The organism is Phormidium sp. CCY1219, from assembly GCF_035615515.1.
Lineage (GTDB): Bacteria > Cyanobacteriota > Cyanobacteriia > Cyanobacteriales > Laspinemataceae > CCY1219.
The window spans coordinates 1-17632 of record NZ_JAJENT010000906.1 but is presented as its reverse complement, the minus strand read 5'-3'; the positions used below and the strand labels follow the sequence as shown (position 1 = coordinate 17632).

Sequence of the window (17632 nt, the reverse complement as noted above, 5' to 3'; positions counted from 1 at the left end):
TGGGCGATACCAGGATTTACAGGGCATCCAGCCTTGCCAAATGGGTCGTGTCTCCGGTTGGCTCGGAATCTGTGTCCACCCTTTACCGTACCCATTGAGCTGATACAAGTTTACCAGAGTTTGGAGATTTTGCCTCTACCAACTCCGGCGCTGAACTGCGTTCAGCATTTCTGCAAAGGGGACGAAAAATCACCCCGTCGCAATCTCCACCGTGCGATCGCGTTTGTTCAACTTATCAGACAAGTTGCGCCGTAGAAAAGTCCCGCAGGTTGGAAGGGGAAGCAAATTAACTCCTGTCCCCTGGGGGAAAAGACGAAGTTGTACAAACGGGATAAATCGCGTCTGTAGCGTCTCCCCACAGTGGGTATGCAAAAATTAACTTGCACCTGGTTTGAACAAAGCAACGAACATCGAGGAGCGTTATGGCTATTTATCTGGATTCAGCGATCGCATCGGAAGCGCAAACCGCGAGAGAAATGGGGTGGGTAAAAGGCATCACGACCAATCCTACCTTATTGGCAAAAAGCGAGTTCTCCCCGGAAGAGACCTTGAAAAAACTGGTTCCCTTGAGCAACGGACCGCTGTACTACCAGCTTATGGCGGCGGATTTTGAGGGCATGCGGCGCGAAGGGCGCAAGGCGTATAAGATTATCGGCGATCGCACCGTGTTAAAAATTCCGGCAACCCCAGTGGGATTTCAAGTCGTGGACGATTTGTCGGGAGAAATTACCTGTTCGGTAACGGCAATTTACAGTGCAGCGCAGGCGGCGGTAGCGCGCGAAGCCGGTGCCAAAATCGCGATCGCCTATGTAAACCGCGCCACCCGGTTACTCGGCGATGGCATCGGCTTAGTGCGAGACATGGCAGAAGTGCTGAGGGATAGCGATGTAGAAATTTTAGCCGCCAGTATCAAGTCCCCCGCCGAAGCCGCCGCCGCCTTGCAAGCGGGAGCGGATCACCTCACATTGCCCCTAATGATGTTACGGGCAATGGCAACCCACGAACTCTCCAACGAAACCATAGCCGAATTCGCGCGCAACGGCGTTGGCTTAGCCCGGTAACTGTATAACCCCCTAGATCGTCCGGTGGATGCCTGCCCAGAAATGTCCCTCGAAGCGCACCCCAGTCTCAAGACTGCAACGCCGTTAGACTGGCAAGCAGGGGAACACCTAGCTCAAAAATGGCAACTTCTAAATTTGCATTAAAATCGGCGGTAAGTGACTGTGCTTTTGACACAGCAGACCCCTACGGAGTTTGAGATGGAAAGAAAACAGCCGCACCTGAAGCTAAGACAAAACCTGACCCTCAATCTCGCCCTGGGGATTGTTTACTGTTTGTTGGGCATCCTCGGACTCAAATTAGCAGTCCTCCCCGGGAATGTGACAGCGGTTTGGATTCCGGCGGGAATTGGATTGGCGGCGGTACTTTTGTGGGGGAAAAAAACCCTACTCGGTATCGCCCTCGGTTCGTTTGGCATTTCCGTGGTGCTCGATCCGAGTCCCGTGAGTCTGGCGATCGGGGCCGTTACTGCTGGGGGCAATACCCTCACCCCTCTCTTTGGAGCCTATTTCATCCAGCGCTTTACCCGCACTCCCTATCCCTTCCGACGGGCGGGGGAGGTGTTTCAATTTGTGGCTTGGGGGGCGATCGCCAGTCAAACCATCAGCGCCACCGTCGGGGTTGCGGCCCTGTGCGTCGCACAATGGGTTCCCTGGTCCGGATTTGGCTCCTCCTGGACCACCTGGTGGGTGTCGAATGCAGCCGGCGTGCTGATTTTTACCCCGGTTCTGTTAACCTGGCATCGCTTTTTTCAAGCCACCTCACAACAGTCCTCCCCGTGGCATCAGCTTCGGCAAGAGTTTCGCCCTTTCCGCCTGGAAAGTCTCAGTTGGCTGTTGCTGTTTGGGATAGTGGTGAAGTTAGCCTTTTGGGAAGCTCACCCTGTAGAATATTTAACCCTACCATTGCTGGTTTGGGCGGCATTTCGCTTTTCCGATCGCTGGACAACCCTGGCGATCGCCCTCACTGGTGGAATGGCGATCGCCGGCACTATCCTCGATCGCAGTTCCTTTGTCCGCGATTCTCTCAATGCCTCTCTCCTCTTTTTAGAATCATTTATTGGCGTTATTTCTGTCACCACCCTGGTATTAATGGCAGTCTTGGAAGAACGTCGTGAGGCATTAGCCAGCTTACAACAAGCCAAAGAAGAACTCGAATCCCGGGTCATCGAACGTACCCAAGAACTCTCTCGCGCCAACCAACAACTGCAACGCCAGGAAATTCATTTAAGAGAAAAAGCCGACTCCCTCGCCAAAACGTTACGTCAGCTCAAACAAACCCAAGCCCAACTCATTCAAAATGAAAAAATGACCGGTTTGGGGCAACTCGTTGCCGGCATTGCCCACGAAATCAACAATCCCGTTAGTTTTATTTACAGCAATCTTCCCCCCGCCAAAGACTACTTTCGCGACTTAATCGAGCTGTTGTCCCTTTACCAGGAAAAAACCCCGAATCCCGATGCAGAAATCCTCGATTTAGAGGCAGATATAGACTGTGAATTCATCGCCAAAGACTGCTTTAAACTTCTAGATTCCATGCAATCCGGAGCCAACCGCATCCAACGGATTGTGTTAAGTCTTCGCAATTTTTCCCGCTTAGATGAAGCGCAGCTCAAGTCCGTGGATATTCACGAAGGGATTGAAAGTACCCTGCTGATTCTGCAACATCGACTGGCGGGGTTTGATTCCCATCAAGCGGATAAAAAAAGCACCGATCCGATTGCAGTGATTAAAGAATACAGCAACTTGCCCAAAGTGGAATGTTTCAGTGGAGAAATCAATCAGGTTTATATGAATCTGTTAACCAATGCCATTGATGCGATCGCCCACTTGAAACCCCCAAAACCGGGCGAGATTAAAATACAAACTGCTTTGCGAGACGGCGATCGCGTGAGTATTGCGATCGCCGACAACGGCGGCGGCATCGAACCAGACCGGCAGGGCAAAATGTTCGACCCTTTTTTCACCACCAAACCCGTGGGTCAAGGAACGGGATTGGGACTTTATATCAGCTATGAAACCATCGTTAAAAAGCATCGCGGCGAGTTGCTTTGTCGCTCCGACATCGGAAAAGGGACAACAATGGAAATTCTCCTCCCCATCCAGTATAAAAAAGCAAAAAATGTCGCAGATGATTGCCAAAAGCCAACCAAGGTGATAGAATAAAAAAACTCAGTCTGCCTGGACGAATCATCATGTTAGCCTCCGCGAATTACACCATCACTTGGGAAAAGTTACCCGATGATTTTGTTTTACCCGACGATCCAGTGGATAATATTAACCAACCGGCGATCGCCGCAGCTCTCACCGAAAGCTTGCAGCTTGCGGGAAAACTGCCTGCGAATGCCTTAACCCCAACCAACTACGGCATTTGTGCCACCATCGATGGCAAAATCGCAGTAAAAGCCCCCGATTGGGCCTACATTCCTCAAATTACCGTGGCGCGTTCCGAGGTAGTTCGCAGCTATACGCCGCAACTGCAGGGAGACCCGCCGATGTTGGTGCTGGAGTTTTTGTCAGCAACTCCAGGGGAAGAATATTCCATCAAAGAAACCTATCCCCCCGGGAAATTCTTCTTCTACGAACGAATTTTGCAAGTGCCGAATTACGGGATTTTTGACCCAGAAACCGGCAGGTTGGAATTCTATCATTTGGGCGATACGAAACAATATCGCCTGCAGCATGCAGACCAGCAAAACCGCTTTTGGATACCAGAAATGCAGCTTTTTTTAGGCGTATGGCGCGGAACTCGGGACAACCGCGAGGACTACTGGTTGCGCTGGTGGGATGAAGCGGGAAATTTACTGTTGTGGGGTTCGGAACGAGTGGAAGCAGAACGCCAGCGCGCCGAAACCGAACGCCAGCGCGCCGAAACCGAACGCCAGCGGGCGGAACGATTAGCCGCGCAACTTCGCGCGGCGGGAATCGAACCGGAGGCGGAGTAGGAATTGGCTTATTTGAATTGAGCGATCGCCGGATAGTGATCGCTGGGCCAGACGCCTTCCCATTGCTGGGGGTCTACCGTCGCCTGTTGCAAGGTGAGGCGGGCATCGTAATAAATGGTATCCACCGCCGCAAAAGCTTTCCCGGTAAAGTCGTGAAAGCTTTTTTGTCGGTCTAATTCCACATCGGCGAGGGCGTCTCGCAGTTGCGGCGCGTCGGCCCGATCGCCGAGTTTTCCGCCCAGGGTTTCTCGCGGCGGGGAACCGGGTTCGGCGTTAAAATCCCCAGTGATGAAGAATAGGGCGGTTTGTTGCAAGTTGTCTATTGCTTCCACTTCCAGAGTGGCGAGGCGATCGCGAATCAATTGGGCACCCAGCTTGCGGGCGCGATCGCTATGGTAGTCTAAGTGCGTATTGCACACCGCCACCTTTTGCTCTGACTCCCCCGCCGCAAAGACGCCCCAAGTGGCCATCCGAGGCACCGGATTTTCCCAATGTGGCGTCATGCTACCGGGGCGATCGGGCGTTTCGCTCAGCCAAAAATCACCCATACCCACACAGTGTAATTTGGGAAAACGGAAAAAAATCGCACAGCGTTCCTGGGTGCCCTTGGCTTCGCGATCGCCCCCCACACTTTGATACTCGGGCAACAACCGATGCAAGTCCAGCAGTTGATGGGCTAATCCCTCTTGGGTGCCGATGATATCTGGGTCGTAATGCCGGATCTGAGCCGCTACCGCAGAGCGCCGCACGGCCCAGGCACTTTCATCCTTATCTGGCTTATCGAAGCGCAGATTGATTGTCATTATTTTCAGTTTCATCGCAACTCTCTCAGTTCATACCTAACTTAAACCCCGCATTATAGTATAAAAAAGCTGGGTTTTCTGTCAAGGGCGATCGCCGGATTCTGGCTGTTGCGGGGCAAAGTTGTGGCAAAAAAAGATTGACAAATGGCGGGGTTTATGCTATATGTTTTCCCGAACCGGATTAACCATTCGAGTAGCGCTCGAACCACTGTTGATAGGTTTCCAGCAAGCGCTCGTCTTCCACTTCGAGAGACAAGCGCACTTTGCTGCAGCTTTCCGGTTGGCGGCTGGCGATCGCGTCTAAAATCTGTGCCGCTATTGTCACCGAGGTAAACTCGCCGCTAACTGTGGGTTTAGCGGTTACTCCCCCCGAAGAACCATTCTCAGCAGAGTCTAACCCCGTGACTTGTCCCTCACCCAGATCCACTTCCGCCAGGGGTTTGCTCTCCGGACTCACTTGTTCCACAATTAATTTCTCGCGGCGCACCGGCACTTCCACCACGCGAGTTTCGATTTCTTTGCGGACCACCACTTCGCCCACTTTCCGTTTGCTGCGATCGACCTGCAAGCGTTCTTCGAGTACCTGAATGTCGTCTTCGATACTCACTTGCCGTTTGGCGCGATCGTCGCGCAGGGGTGTTTTCGCCGAGGTAGAAGATTCTGGTGCCCCAGGGGATTCCCGAACGCGCTTCTGCGCTCTGACCCACTCTTCTTTTGCCTGGGGAGGGGTTTGTCCCGCATTCGCTGCCGGTTCGGAGAGCCAGTCTCGCGGCACATCGGAGGAATCCACTGCCGGTCTGCCCACCATTTCTTCATAATATTCCGGCAACCCGTCAAATTGTTCTCGACTCACAATAACGAATACCGAATCGGTTGCATATTCGATTTTCTGAATCAAATCGCTGCGAATTAGCACTAACCTGGGAGTGTCTGGGTTTTCTACTCCCGACACCACTAAATGTAGCTTGCCATTGTCCCCCATAATCAAGTCCCTGACGTGGCCGATCGCTTCACCGTCAGGGTCTCTCACTTTAAAATTTTGGAGCTGGTTTCGCAGATTGTCCACCCGAGGTTGCAGATCTTCGCGAAACTGTACGGAATCCTGCCGTTTGGCCTTGTAGCTACTCATAATTTTCCTTAATCTCCTTTTATAAAAAGTTGCTGCAAAATCCTTTGATAGTTGCAATGCACAAAGAACCACCCGGTGAGGTGTTTCTCTTCTTTATTCCGGGGCGACGAATTGTCGCGAGATGCCTTCTCAACCGAAACAGTTGAGAAGGCAGCTATTTCATTCAGAAGGTTATATTTATCGATTGCGCTTGACAACCGGATTTCCTTCTTTGTCCACTTCTAACTCTTCGCGACGGATGGTTTCTTCCGCTTCTACGGTGTCGCGTTCGACTTCCTTGTGAACATCAACATTTTCGCGGACGAAAGCTTCTTTCTTGATGTCGGCATTTTCTTCGTACACTTCGGCACGTGCCACTTCGCCTTCGTTAAACTCAACCGAACCGGGTTTCACGCGGCGCTCTTGGCCGGCGGCGGGACTGCTGCGTTCGATGACCACGCGCTCTTTCTCTACGGGAACTGCAGCGCGGGCGGTTTCGGTTTCGACCCGCTTACCAACTGCAACTTCACCAGCTTTGTGGCGGTCTTTATTCGCCAACAGCCGTTCTTCGTAAAGCTTCAGGTTTTTGTGATCTTGTTCGCGCAGCTCGTACAGAGAAGGTTCTTTGTCGTAGCTGTAGGTCTCGCGATTGTGGGTGGTGGCAGTTTTTTGTTGGGTTTGAGTTGCCTTTGCACGGGGCTGGCGATAGACGTTGCGCACCCGTTCTTCGTATTCGTAATCGATGGGCATCAGTTCGTCGTACTCGGGCAGTTGTTCGGCTTGATGTTTGTCTACCAATCCGATCGCGTACACGCGCCCCGCATCATAATCGATGCGCGCCGATCCGATAGGTAGCAACACTTTTTTGCCGAAAATCCAAAAGCCCGTGTCAATCACTAGATAGCGAAACCGACCGGTTTCATCTAGAAGGATATCGTAAATGGTGCCAATTTTTTCATCGGTGGTACCTGCATAGACATCCATTCCTTTGATGTCGGTGCCGCCAAAAATTTCTTCTCGATAATTCGGATAAAAATCGTGAATTTTGACAAGAGCCATATAAAACTTGTCCTCTGTTCTCTTCACTTACCAATCTAGTAAATATGAACCGTTCCTTTCATCTATCTACAGACTGATTTGCCCAGATAATTTTCTCACCCCAATATCTTCTTCTTTTGTAGATTTTATTAAGTAGGTATTATTCTGAGTGTTTCTGCCGGCTCGTTCCTCTTCTGGTCTTTTTTCTCCTGCTACCGTGCGGATTTCGCTGTTTCTCCCCCGTTCTTATCTGACCCTCGCTCTCTTGCCTAGCCCCGCAGAACCAGGGATATCTGCTGCAATTCTCTGCTGGCACCGATCGCCTCTGGTTTTCCCTTTCCCGGGGGTTTGCGCCTGCGATCGCGCAACCTAAAACCATAGGACAATCTCAGGGGGAGAGCATCTATCTTCAGGAGGATGAATGGATTGATGTTGGATTGCCCAAGGCTTTCTTTCGTTTCTATTGCCAGCTTTCCCCACAGGCTACCGTCGCTCCATTGAGTTGCCCACCACAAGCTATACCTGCCCGGTACCCATCGCTCCTAGATATAGACTCCGTTGGGTCAAGCCACCCCAATTAATCTCACTGAATTCCCTAAATTCTTTGTGCGACAGCTTGCGCCAAGCGACCCACAATATATATTTCTCACAAAAGCGTTCCCAGCATAGACTGGGAAGCAGGAAAGCCCCTGCGAATGGGGGATTTTACCCGTTCATTGCCTAAACCATGAAGGGGATTAGCTGGAGGATTGGTTCCGGTTTATCCCTTCTCGATTGTCGGGTAGCAGATCTATCATGCTCTGACGAATCAAAATTTCCATTTGCACTCGTTCTGCCACTGAGTATATCCACTCAATATCCTGCGGTAAGCTCTCGGTTTCCCTGAGAATCGTATAATGATTCGGCACGCGATCGAGGACGTGAAAAATTAGCTTGTGCCGCCATTGGGGATCGAGAAAAATCACTCGCTCTCGATGCTGCTTCGTTTCTTCTAAAACCGCTTCCACGACTTCAGTTACGTATCGGAAGGTTAAGTTAATCAGTTGTTCAGACATCCGACGCTGCGTATTCTTGCTCAGACGAACAGATTTAAAGGTAATCGGTTGGATTTATCCCTAGCTCAAAAGGCGATCGCCCAATTTCTCCCCAAAAACGAAGCCACTCCCTGGCGACACAACAATGGTTCGGTGCAAGGAAGTGGCTTGGTTTTTTGGCGCACACCGTTTCCGAGAGCGACATTCTTCTCGGCGGGTTTCCGGTTTTCATTGCTTGGCGGTTTTTCCCCCAACCATGCGCTGTGAATGGCAATCCATAACATGGCGTTTCCGACGACTTAATAACTGCGAATTTTCCGATAGTAGCATAAAGTTTTCCCAGATTTTCTCCTCGATCGCCTTTTTTTTAGCACCTGAGTGCCTCCGATCGCCCTCAACCATGCCCCATGACTCCTGGTGGATTCTCCGGTGGATGTGAAATTGAGGGATGTATGTACGCTACCGTACCAAATTTCGCAAAATATCTTGGTATTTTTAAGAAAAGCGACGGTGAGGCAACGCATAAGCGTCAGTTTCGCCGATCGGGTTAAAAAAAACCCGCTGAGCCTGAAAAATCGGTTCTTTAGACCCATTTTGCTGCCTTTGCTGGTTTCACCCTTGTAAGCTTTCCGAGAAAGAACGCCCAATGTCTGTTTCTGAAGAATCTCACATTCCAGAAAATCAACTACTCGCAGCGCTCCCACCCGCAGAGTTTCAGCGCCTCACTCCTCATTTAAGAACCGTTTCCCTATCCCTGGGGGATGTGCTCTATCGCCCTGACGAGGAGATCTCCTGGGTTTATTTTCCCACAGAAGCGGTGATTTCCTTAGTCTCGATTTTGGAAAGTGGAGCCACCACAGAAGTGGGATTGGTGGGGAATGAAGGCATGTTGGGATTGCCGGTGGTGTGGGGCGGCGATCGCACCAAAATCACCACTGCAGTGGTGCAAGTGGGGGGTCGTGCCATGCAGATGAGCGCCACACAACTCAAAACCCTCTGTGCCGGCGGAAGTACCCTGCAACGACTGCTGCTGCTCTATACCCAAGCTCTGTTCGGGCAAGTGTCCCAGTCGGCAGCTTGCAATCGCCATCATACCATCGAGCAGCGACTGGCGCGCTGGTTGCTTTGGGTTCACGATCGCGTCAACTCCGATGAATTGCAAGTGACTCAGGAATTTATCGCCACCATGCTCGGTACCCGCCGATCCGGCGTCACCGTGGCGGCGGGTATGCTGCAGGAAAGGGGCTTGATTCGCTACACCCGAGGCAAGATTACCATCGTCAATCGCGAAAGGCTCGAATCCACCGCTTGCGAGTGTTATAAATTAACCCAAGATGAGTTCGAGCGATTGCTACAGATAAAGTTCAATTAAAATTTTTCCGATTTATGTACGATATCGTACAGACGTTTTTTCTCGCTAATGTTTTGATAGTTTTAGCAGCTTTCCGGAGCGATCGCAATTGGATCGGGGGGTCCAAGAACAATTCAGGCGATCGCGGCTTTGATTGCCCAACGGGTTTGAGAAGCATTCACCCTCACTGGGGATCGAGAAAGCCACTCTTGTGCCGTGGCTTTCCCTGAGAAAGATACTTTCATTTCTCAACTCTCCCGAAATTGCTGCCAAATTGAAAGTTAGCGGGGTTCGATAATTTTGAAAAGCGTATCTAGGTTCCACATACCCACCCGATCGAGAGCATTCAACTGAATAGATTCGAGCCACAGCCACGTTGAACTCTCTTCCCGGAAAAGAATAAAACCGGGAAAAGCAAACTGCAAATAGAACAATCGGAACCAGAGGTGTGTGTTGAACAGTACAAATAATTTTACTGACAAATTTGAAGAATGGCAACAACGGTTGTTTCAGCTCTACCAAGAAGCGATCGCCAACCCAAAACCCCCTGCTTCGTTGCTGCCGAATGTTATAACAGAAGTCGGCATCGCGGCGGAAAAACTACAGCTTGCGGTAGAACAACTCAACCGAGAACAAGACGCATTAACCGCCTGCCAATCCGAACTGGAAATAGAACCGGAAAAATATCAAGCCTTATTCGAGTTTTTACCCAACCCTTGTATCGTCACCAATCCCCAAGGAATCATCCAACAGGCAAACGCCGTCGCTGGCAAATTCCTCAACTGTTCGGAGAACTTTTTAGTGGGCAAATCCCTCGGCGAATTTATCGCCAGCGCCGATCGAGAAATCTTTGATGCCAAACTTGCCGAACTGCAACGAAAAGAACGGATAGGTGACTGGATGCCTCGCCTACACCCCTACAATCGCGATTGGATTGAGTTGAACGTTCGGGCAATCGCCCTAGGCGATCGCCAGGGTCAACCGAGTCATTTTCATTGGTTATTTCACCCTGTCAGCCCAGACTTCCTCGGATTGAAACTGCTGGAAAAACAATCCTCCGATATCTGCCAAAATCGTCCGAAACATTGTTATTTAAAAGGAGACCTGATTCCCCTGAATCCGGAAACTATCTGGATCGTCGATCGCGGATTAGTCAAGTTAAGCACCATCAGCGACCCGGAATCGGAAGTTTTAATGGGATTAGTGGGTTCATCTATGGCATTTGGCGCGAGTACCACCTCTCTGCCCATCTATGAAGCGATCGCCCTTTCCGAGAGGGTGGAATTAATCTCCATTTCCCTCCCCGAACTTGCCGCATCTCCTCACTTGAGGCAAGCTTTGTTACCGCGCATCAACCAGCGCCTGCGTCAAACTGAAGCTTTTTTAGCCATTTCTGGCAAGCGAAAAGTAAACGAACGCTTGTATAATTTATTAAAGTTGTTAAAAAGAGAAATTGGCGAACCGGTACCAGAAGGAACGCGCTTAAAAGTTCGCCTCACCCATAAAGAACTCGCCGATGCTTGCTGTACCACCCGCGTGACCATTACCCGAATGCTGCAAAAATTCAAGAAATCCGGTCGCATCTGCTACGATGACAATCAGCACATTATTTGGGTCGAAAAGCGGAACCAATAAATTATCAGCGGGGAATTGAAGAGGTTCGATTCACCTTGCTGCTGATTTGCCGTCTACCACTTATTCCGTGGGATTGAGTGCCATATAGATAAATCTGAGCAGAAAAATAGCGGCTAAAATCCATTGAGTGGCGGTGGTTTCGCGGGCTTTTCCTTGAAAAGCTTTAATCGCCGGATAGGTCATCAATCCCACCGCCAATCCTTCGGCGATGGAATTACTTAAGGGAATAATTAAAAGGGTTAAAAACGAGGGAATGGATTCGGCAGGATCGTCCCAGCGAATGCGCCGCACGTTGCCGGCCATTAACACCCCTACGATAACTAATGCCGGGGCAGTGGCAAAGGCGGGAATGGCTTGCAAGAGGGGAATAAACAACAGGGAAAATAGGAATAAAAAAGCAACGATCGCGCTGGTAAAGCCGGTGCGTCCTCCTTCGGCAACCCCGGCGGCAGATTCGATATAGGTGGTGACGGTAGAGGTGCCGAAAAAAGCGCCAACCGTGGTAGCGATCGCATCTGCCATTAAAGCTTGATTTGCCCGGGGCAATTCTCCATTTTCTTTAATATAACCGGCTTGAATAGCTACCCCGGCTAAGGTGCCGATGGTATCGAACAAATCCACGAATAAAAACACAAAAACAACTGCGAAAAATTCCCAGAGATTGGTGCGGGTAATCTGGGACAATCCGGCGATCGCTTGTCCGACTAAATCCGTGGGAAACGCGGGCCATGCCACGATCGCAGTCGGTGGCGCGGCGATGCCCAGGATCCAACCCAGGACCGCTGTGGCGAGAATTCCCCACAACAGTGCCCCAGTAATGCGACGCGCCACCAACGCGCTGGTAATCACAATCCCGGCGATCGCCATCAACGTCGGCGGTTGATTCAAGTTCCCCAAGGCAGTTTTCGTCACCGGATCCGCCACGATCAATCCCGCCCCGCCTACCGCCGGATCCCCCGCCAAGGCGATATACGCCAGAAATAACCCAATTCCCGCTGCAGTGGCTTGTTTGATACACTCGGGAAGGGCGCGAATGATTTGACTGCGAATTTTGGACAGGGAAAGTCCGATAAAAATCATCCCCTCGATAAACACCGCAGCGAGGGCGATGCGCCACTCAATCCCTAACCCAATCACCACGGAAAAGGTAAAAAAGGCATTCAATCCCATCCCGGGGGCGAGAGCAAAGGGATAATTGGCGCTCAGTGCCATAATCGCGGTCCCGATGGCGGCGGAAAGCGCTGTGGCGATCGCCAGTTCGCTAAATAAATCCCCTGCTTCTTGCAAAAAAATTGCATCGGACAAAATGGCCGGATTCACCGCTAAAATATACGCCATCGTCATAAACGTGGTGACCCCTGCCAAAATTTCCGTGCGAAAGGTGGTGTGATGTTCGCTAAATTTGAAAAATCTGGCCACAGAGGCGAGAAAACCTTCCCCGCCAGAGGGAGGAGTGGGAAAAGAAGGGCGATCGTCGGAGTTCATGGCAATCATAAAAAGCACGACAATATCCCCTACAATACTGCATCCAGCCGCCAATGACTAATGACCAATGACTAATGACCAACAACAAATGACCCAATTGCCGAAACAATTTCCCTGGTATGCTTGGGGATTGGCTGGCATATTTTTCGTGTCCCTGGCGTTGCGCTTTTGGGGATTGAGCCGCTTTAATACGTTAGTATTTGATGAGGTTTATTATGCCAAATTTGCCAATAATTATTTAACCCAAACCGAATTTTTTGACGGACATCCGCCCCTGGCGAAATATATCATCGCGATCGCCATGTGGATCGGGTCTCATTTGCCTATCGGTACCGACACGCAAAACACTTTGGCTGGTTCCCTGCGAACCACTTGGAGTTATCGCTGGTTGAATGCCTTAACCGGGTCTTTTTTGCCTTTGGTGATTGCCGGGATTGCCCATCAATTGACTTGCCGTCGCAGTTATGGATTGATAGCGGCATTATTTGCGGCGTTGGATGGGTTGTTTCTGGTGGAATCGCGCTATGCGTTGGTGAATGTTTATCTGGTGTTGTTCGGTTTGTTGGGGCAATATTTTGTGTTGCAAGCCGTGGGAAATGGGCGGAAACCGCATTGGGTAAAATTGGGAATTGCCGGGGTATTTTTTGGCGCATCTGCAGCTATCAAATGGAACGGATTGGGATTTTTGTTGGGTAGTTATTTGGTGTGGATAGCGGCGAAACTCTGGCGGCGAAAAGGGCAGGGGAATGAAAGGGCGATCGCGGAGAAAAATTACCCGAGTTTGCGTTTGGGTTCCCTGGGCATTTGGCCGATGGCGGTGAATTTAGGGCTAGTGCCGGCCCTGGTGTATCGGCTCAGTTGGATTCCGCATATTTATTTTAACCCAAAATACGATTTTTGGGAAGTGAATCGGCAAATTTTAGGATTTCATCAGCGGGTGGGAAATACGGCACAGGTGCATCCGTATTGTTCGAGTTGGTTGAGTTGGCCGTTGATGATTCGTCCGGTATTATATTTATATGAAAAAGCCGGGGGAAAGCTACCGGAAAACGAGATTGTGCCGTCGGTGTCCTCGGAGTCGGGGGAGGTGGTTTATGCGGTTCACGCGATTGGAAATCCGGTGTTGTGGTGGTTTTCCACGGCGGCGATCGCCCTGTTGATGGTGGGGTTAGGGATGCGAATGTGGGAAAGGGTGCAAGGGGGAGGCGATCGCCCGATTCCCTCGGATGGGGTAGTGCTTTATTTAGGGTTGAATTATTTGGCGAATTGGCTTCCTTGGGCGAAGGTGACGCGCTGTTTGTTTCTCTATCATTATATGGGGTCGTTGGTATTTGCGGGATTAGCCTTGGCGTGGTTAGTGGATCGCTGGTGGCGCAGTTCTCGCCCCCACCTGCGCGCGATCGCGATCGGGGCGATCGGGCTAAGTGCGATCGCCTTTTGGTATTGGATGCCGATTTATTTAGGTCTTCCCATCACCGCGCAACAATGGAGTTCCCGCATGTGGTTGCCTTCTTGGTATTAATTGGCAGAAAAAGGGGGAAATTGAGAGCAGGTTTTACCCCATTTTCCCCTTAATCGCCCTTGCGAAAAACCGCGCGATACACCGGTTCGCCTTTGTCTAAGGTGAGGCGTTCGCGTTCTGTGGCGACAGCGAGGGGATTTTCGGGAAGCCACTGGGGATTTTCCAGGACAAACGCGGGATGTTCTTGGAAGCGATCGCGCATTTCGATCGCCACTTCTTCCACATCAGATTGCAAAAACACCACTCCACCTGCAGACAGATAGTGGGCGATATCGGCGACTAATTCCGGTTGTACCACCCGGCGTTTTTGGTGGCGTTTTTTAAACCAAGGGTCGGGAAATTGAATCGAAACCCGCTGCAAAATACCGGGGGGCAAAGAGTCGAGTAAGGGTTGCAAGGAGGGATTGGCATTGCAAAACAGAAAGTGGAGATTGGGGATTTGTTTTTCATCCCGTTGGGCGATCGCGGTTTCGACTAAAGATTCGCGAATCTCCAATCCCAAAAAATTCCAATCCGGTTCCCACTGGGCCAGACTCAACAAAAACCGACCCCAACCGCAACCGATATCCATATGTAGGGGTTTTCTCATATCGGCATAAATTTTATCCCACTGCGGCGGGTTAACGGGTGTTTGATACGCTTGACTCAATGGGTTAACATGCTGACGAACTCTGACTCGTCCCAATTCTTAAACCTCCGTTTAGCGATCGCAATTCAAACCCCTATATATTTTATCCCGAGAGGTCTAGATTTGCCAAGGGGTAGTCACGCGGGGAAGTCAAATAATTTGCATCGGCGCTTTCCGTAAAAGTTAGCCAATCCCTACGGGCCACCCCATCCCCTGCCAATTATTTCGCATCAGAACTGAGGCTACTGAAGCTGACAAGGACCGGTTCTCCCGTTGGGACAAATGGTCAAATTATCGGTTTTGATGTTCGTTAACGTTGCCCCCTCCAAATTCGCGTCTTTTAATTTAGCCCCGGATAAATTTGCCCCGGATAAATTCGCCCCAGATAAATTCGCCCCGCTGAGATCGGCTAGGGTTAAATTGACATTCGTAAAATTGGTATTGCTGAGATTAGCCTCGATTAAACTAGCGCTGTTTAAATTAAAACGGCTCAAGTCCAGACCTTGGAGTTGTCGGTTTCGGCGCGGCCAATTTACGATTTTCCAATTCAGCAAATCTTCCGGGTCGATTTTGGTCGTGTTAATATCGATGATAGAATTTTTTAAGTAAGCGCCGCTTAAATTGGCATCCGTTAAGTTCGCTTTTTCTAAATTAGCGCCGCTTAAGTTAGCTGATTCTAGATTGGCTTCGCTTAAGTTAGACCAAATAACACTGGCATTAGTTAAATTGGCGGCGCGCAAGTTGGCTTGGTGAAAATCAACCCCGTTTAAATTGGCTCCTTCAAAGTTGGCGTTAATCAGGCTAGTATTTCTGAAATTGCTATTGTTAAGTTGGGAGTCGCTAAAATTGGCATCATCTAACTCGGAGCCTTGCAGGTGAATGTTTTGTAACTCCCGGGCACTGGCATTGGTAATATAACCTTTGCGAAGGGCGATTTTAAAAAGCGGGTCGGACAAGCGGGGGTCGAACAGCAATAAAAACGGACTCAGGGAGAGCAGGACAAACAAAACGCTGGCGGTATTTTTCAGGTTTTGACCCAGGGAGGCATTGCGGGTAATTTGAGAGTTGTAGGTGGCTTCCACTAAGCGGCTGTTTTCCTGATTGGCGACTTCGAGTTGCCATTGAGTTTGAGAGAGTTGTGCTTGTAATTGGACCAGTTCTTGATTGGCTTTTTCTACTTGGGTTTGGAGCTGATTTCGCTCGTTTAGTACCCAGTTAAACCGCGTGTCGCTGACTTGTCGTTCTTGGCGTTGTTCGTTGAGTTCGAGTTCTAGTCGAGAGAGCTGCACTTCCAATTCGGAGGATTTGGTTTGGCTTTCTTGTAGTTGAGCTTTCAGGTGCGATCGCTCGGATTCGCTGATACTCGAAGCGCTTTGGCGAGAGGTTTCCAGTTCGGCTTGGGTGTCAGCAAGCTGACTTTGAAGCTGCCAATATGCTGTAGCGGCTTGTTGCAATTGTCCCTGCAATTCACTCACCTCGGCGGTATCGTCCGATCGCGCGTTTTTATACTCTTCAAGCTGTTGTTCCGCGCTTTCGAGCTGGCGCTGCACTTGATTGGCTCTCGCTTTGTGCAGGTTGCATTCCGACTGCACTCGCGCCAGGTTCGTTTGTAGCTGCGATCGCTCGCTTTCGACTTGTTCTAACCGATCTTGTAGCCGCCAATAAGCTTTAGCGGCTTCGTGAATTTGCGATTTGAATTCGCTGCATTCTTTATTTAATTCTTCGAGCTGAATTTTGCTCGTTTCGAGTTGTTCGTGTAGCTCTCGATATGCCGCTTCGGTGTCTTGCAATAAAGACTCGGCGCTTACGCGCTGTTGGTTCGCGGTTTCTCGGTCTTTTTCGCTTTGTTCGAATTTACTATGTAATTGCCAGTACGCCGACTCGGTTTGCTCGAATAAGGACTGCAATTCATTTCGTTCTTGGGCGGATAAGTCGAGCTGAGCGTTCAGTTGAGAGACTTGCATCTGCAACTGGGTCACGCGATCGCTGTGCCCCTGTGGCCCGGAGGCGTGCAATTTTTCCCACACCATTCTCGCCCACTTTAGCTGTGCCCGTTCCTTCCGCAAAAACCCATCCGGGATACGTCCCAAAGTCAAGGGATAAGGCGTCAAATCCCAACCACAAGTCGAGCAATTTTTGATCTCGCCTTCAATGTATGTAGTTTGACAAACCGGACACTGTGCCACTACGTGCCTCCCGCACCGAAATCATAACTCTCGTCAACCAGAAACGATTCGATCGCTTCTCCTGAGTGATTATCTCGCAACATCTGACGTTTTGACCTCTTTGCCACAGAGCAATTTGCCGGAAATGCGCCCCCCGCGCGCCTTTTTTGCTTTAACTTGCATTTTTATTGGCTCCTTAATTGCTGGGGTCTTATCGCCATATCCCCCTATCTGAGACAATTTCAGCAGTTCTTCCGTTTTAACACAGCATCTTTAAACATTGCAAACTAAAATAAACCTACCCACAAATTGCGGCGATCGGGGATTTTGACTCGCCGTTCCACCCTCGGACCGAACGCGGGGGGGCATTGCCCGCCACCATTCCCCCGCCTTCGCGCCATTGTGCCCCTCTGCGTTCGCCGTTTCTGCAGCCAAATTTGTCCACAGCCGCCGATTTTTTTGCAGATACACCATTGTCTCATAAAAATTGCCACTCGCAGGCGATTTCTAAAATTATTGCGCCAATTTTTATCCGCGATCGCTGTGGTTTCCCCCGACGGGCGCAACCATTCCCGAAAAACTCTCCCTACTTTTTTGCCCACTTGGATAAAAATCTGGTGCAATTCTCTCCCGGTTTGGGAAACCATTCCCCGCCCTGGTGCGCCCTTCAACTGAAAGCGCATATTATACTAGAACGATTGGCGATTTGTCAAGGCATCCTCTCGGCCCGAGATTGAGGAATGCAGACAACGCGGCGGTGTCAATCATCGCCCTGTGATTGCTAATTTTAGCTTCTCGGCGGGAAGCCCCGCGCTCTACCCGTGCTTGGTGAGCGTCGGGATGAGAGCCAGGGGAAATGG

General features: G+C 50.4%; 16 protein-coding genes. 6 read left to right on the top strand and 10 right to left on the bottom strand.

Annotated features, from left to right (window positions below):
- Positions 1–422 precede the first annotated feature (422 nt).
- From LKK83_RS29780 to LKK83_RS29770, 3 genes are all read left to right on the top strand, one after another.
- Positions 423–1061, top strand: a complete 639-nt coding sequence (locus LKK83_RS29780) for a transaldolase family protein (protein ID WP_324635093.1) — start codon at positions 423–425, stop codon at positions 1059–1061.
- 198 nt (positions 1062–1259) lie between these two features.
- The gene (locus LKK83_RS29775; protein WP_324635092.1) at positions 1260–3224 is read left to right on the top strand and encodes an MASE1 domain-containing protein; all 1965 of its coding nucleotides are present in this window, start codon (positions 1260–1262) and stop codon (positions 3222–3224) included.
- A 26-nt stretch (positions 3225–3250) separates the two neighbouring features.
- Positions 3251–4003: a Uma2 family endonuclease gene (locus tag LKK83_RS29770; RefSeq protein ID WP_442957391.1), complete on the top strand. Its 753-nt coding sequence runs from the start codon at positions 3251–3253 to the stop codon at positions 4001–4003.
- A gap of 8 nt (positions 4004–4011) precedes the next feature.
- Here the strand turns inward: LKK83_RS29770 and LKK83_RS29765 are convergent, their stop codons facing one another.
- From LKK83_RS29765 to LKK83_RS29740, 6 genes are all read right to left on the bottom strand, one after another.
- The gene (locus LKK83_RS29765) at positions 4012–4821 is read right to left on the bottom strand and encodes an endonuclease/exonuclease/phosphatase family protein (protein ID WP_324635090.1); all 810 of its coding nucleotides are present in this window, start codon (positions 4819–4821) and stop codon (positions 4012–4014) included.
- 166 nt (positions 4822–4987) lie between these two features.
- A complete protein-coding gene (locus LKK83_RS29760; protein ID WP_324635089.1) occupies positions 4988–5935 on the bottom strand; it encodes a DUF2382 domain-containing protein in 948 nt (315 codons plus the stop codon).
- Positions 5936–6112: 177 nt separating this feature from the next.
- Positions 6113–6973, bottom strand: a complete 861-nt coding sequence (locus LKK83_RS29755) for a DUF2382 domain-containing protein (RefSeq protein WP_324635088.1) — start codon at positions 6971–6973, stop codon at positions 6113–6115.
- Positions 6974–7221: 248 nt separating this feature from the next.
- Complete coding sequence (locus LKK83_RS29750) at positions 7222–7467, bottom strand: hypothetical protein (RefSeq protein WP_324635087.1); 246 nt, start codon at positions 7465–7467, stop codon at positions 7222–7224.
- A gap of 222 nt (positions 7468–7689) precedes the next feature.
- Positions 7690–8007: a hypothetical protein gene (locus tag LKK83_RS29745; protein WP_324635086.1), complete on the bottom strand. Its 318-nt coding sequence runs from the start codon at positions 8005–8007 to the stop codon at positions 7690–7692.
- Positions 8008–8072: 65 nt separating this feature from the next.
- Complete coding sequence (locus tag LKK83_RS29740) at positions 8073–8270, bottom strand: hypothetical protein (protein ID WP_324635085.1); 198 nt, start codon at positions 8268–8270, stop codon at positions 8073–8075.
- A 362-nt stretch (positions 8271–8632) separates the two neighbouring features.
- Here LKK83_RS29740 and LKK83_RS29735 point away from each other — a divergent pair, with 362 nt between their 5' ends.
- Together LKK83_RS29735 and LKK83_RS29730 are read left to right on the top strand one after the other, a co-directional pair.
- Positions 8633–9358 carry a Crp/Fnr family transcriptional regulator gene (locus tag LKK83_RS29735; protein ID WP_324635084.1) on the top strand — a complete coding sequence of 242 codons (726 nt, stop codon included), beginning with the start codon at positions 8633–8635 and terminating at the stop codon, positions 9356–9358.
- A gap of 432 nt (positions 9359–9790) precedes the next feature.
- Positions 9791–10972 carry a PAS domain-containing protein gene (locus LKK83_RS29730; protein ID WP_324635083.1) on the top strand — a complete coding sequence of 394 codons (1182 nt, stop codon included), beginning with the start codon at positions 9791–9793 and terminating at the stop codon, positions 10970–10972.
- Between the two features lie 60 nt (positions 10973–11032).
- Here the strand turns inward: LKK83_RS29730 and LKK83_RS29725 are convergent, their stop codons facing one another.
- Positions 11033–12466, bottom strand: coding sequence for an NCS2 family permease (locus tag LKK83_RS29725; protein ID WP_442957390.1), 1434 nt, complete (start codon positions 12464–12466; stop codon positions 11033–11035).
- A 58-nt stretch (positions 12467–12524) separates the two neighbouring features.
- Between LKK83_RS29725 and LKK83_RS29720 the strand changes: the two genes are divergently transcribed.
- The gene (locus tag LKK83_RS29720) at positions 12525–13979 is read left to right on the top strand and encodes a dolichyl-phosphate-mannose--protein mannosyltransferase (protein WP_324635082.1); all 1455 of its coding nucleotides are present in this window, start codon (positions 12525–12527) and stop codon (positions 13977–13979) included.
- A 49-nt stretch (positions 13980–14028) separates the two neighbouring features.
- Here LKK83_RS29720 and trmB read toward each other — a convergent pair whose 3' ends face one another.
- From trmB to LKK83_RS29705, 3 genes are all read right to left on the bottom strand, one after another.
- Complete coding sequence (gene trmB, locus LKK83_RS29715; RefSeq protein WP_324635081.1) at positions 14029–14664, bottom strand: tRNA (guanosine(46)-N7)-methyltransferase TrmB; 636 nt, start codon at positions 14662–14664, stop codon at positions 14029–14031.
- 185 nt (positions 14665–14849) lie between these two features.
- Positions 14850–16793 carry a pentapeptide repeat-containing protein gene (locus tag LKK83_RS29710; protein WP_324635080.1) on the bottom strand — a complete coding sequence of 648 codons (1944 nt, stop codon included), beginning with the start codon at positions 16791–16793 and terminating at the stop codon, positions 14850–14852.
- A gap of 266 nt (positions 16794–17059) precedes the next feature.
- Entirely contained in the window at positions 17060–17419 is a 360-nt protein-coding gene (locus LKK83_RS29705; protein ID WP_324635079.1) for a hypothetical protein, read from the bottom strand.
- Positions 17420–17632: the final 213 nt, after the last annotated feature.

Coding starts and splice junctions, on each gene's coding strand:
- LKK83_RS29780 (WP_324635093.1), top strand. CDS start 423: ATGGCTATTTATCTGGATTCAGCGATCGCATCGGAAGCGCAAACCGCG.
- LKK83_RS29775 (WP_324635092.1), top strand. CDS start 1,260: ATGGAAAGAAAACAGCCGCACCTGAAGCTAAGACAAAACCTGACCCTC.
- LKK83_RS29765 (WP_324635090.1), bottom strand. CDS start 4,821: ATGAAACTGAAAATAATGACAATCAATCTGCGCTTCGATAAGCCAGAT.
- LKK83_RS29760 (WP_324635089.1), bottom strand. CDS start 5,935: ATGAGTAGCTACAAGGCCAAACGGCAGGATTCCGTACAGTTTCGCGAA.
- LKK83_RS29755 (WP_324635088.1), bottom strand. CDS start 6,973: ATGGCTCTTGTCAAAATTCACGATTTTTATCCGAATTATCGAGAAGAA.
- LKK83_RS29745 (WP_324635086.1), bottom strand. CDS start 8,007: ATGTCTGAACAACTGATTAACTTAACCTTCCGATACGTAACTGAAGTC.
- LKK83_RS29740 (WP_324635085.1), bottom strand. CDS start 8,270: ATGTTATGGATTGCCATTCACAGCGCATGGTTGGGGGAAAAACCGCCA.
- LKK83_RS29735 (WP_324635084.1), top strand. CDS start 8,633: ATGTCTGTTTCTGAAGAATCTCACATTCCAGAAAATCAACTACTCGCA.
- LKK83_RS29725 (WP_442957390.1), bottom strand. CDS start 12,466: ATGATTGCCATGAACTCCGACGATCGCCCTTCTTTTCCCACTCCTCCC.
- LKK83_RS29720 (WP_324635082.1), top strand. CDS start 12,525: ATGACTAATGACCAACAACAAATGACCCAATTGCCGAAACAATTTCCC.
- LKK83_RS29705 (WP_324635079.1), bottom strand. CDS start 17,419: ATGGTTTCCCAAACCGGGAGAGAATTGCACCAGATTTTTATCCAAGTG.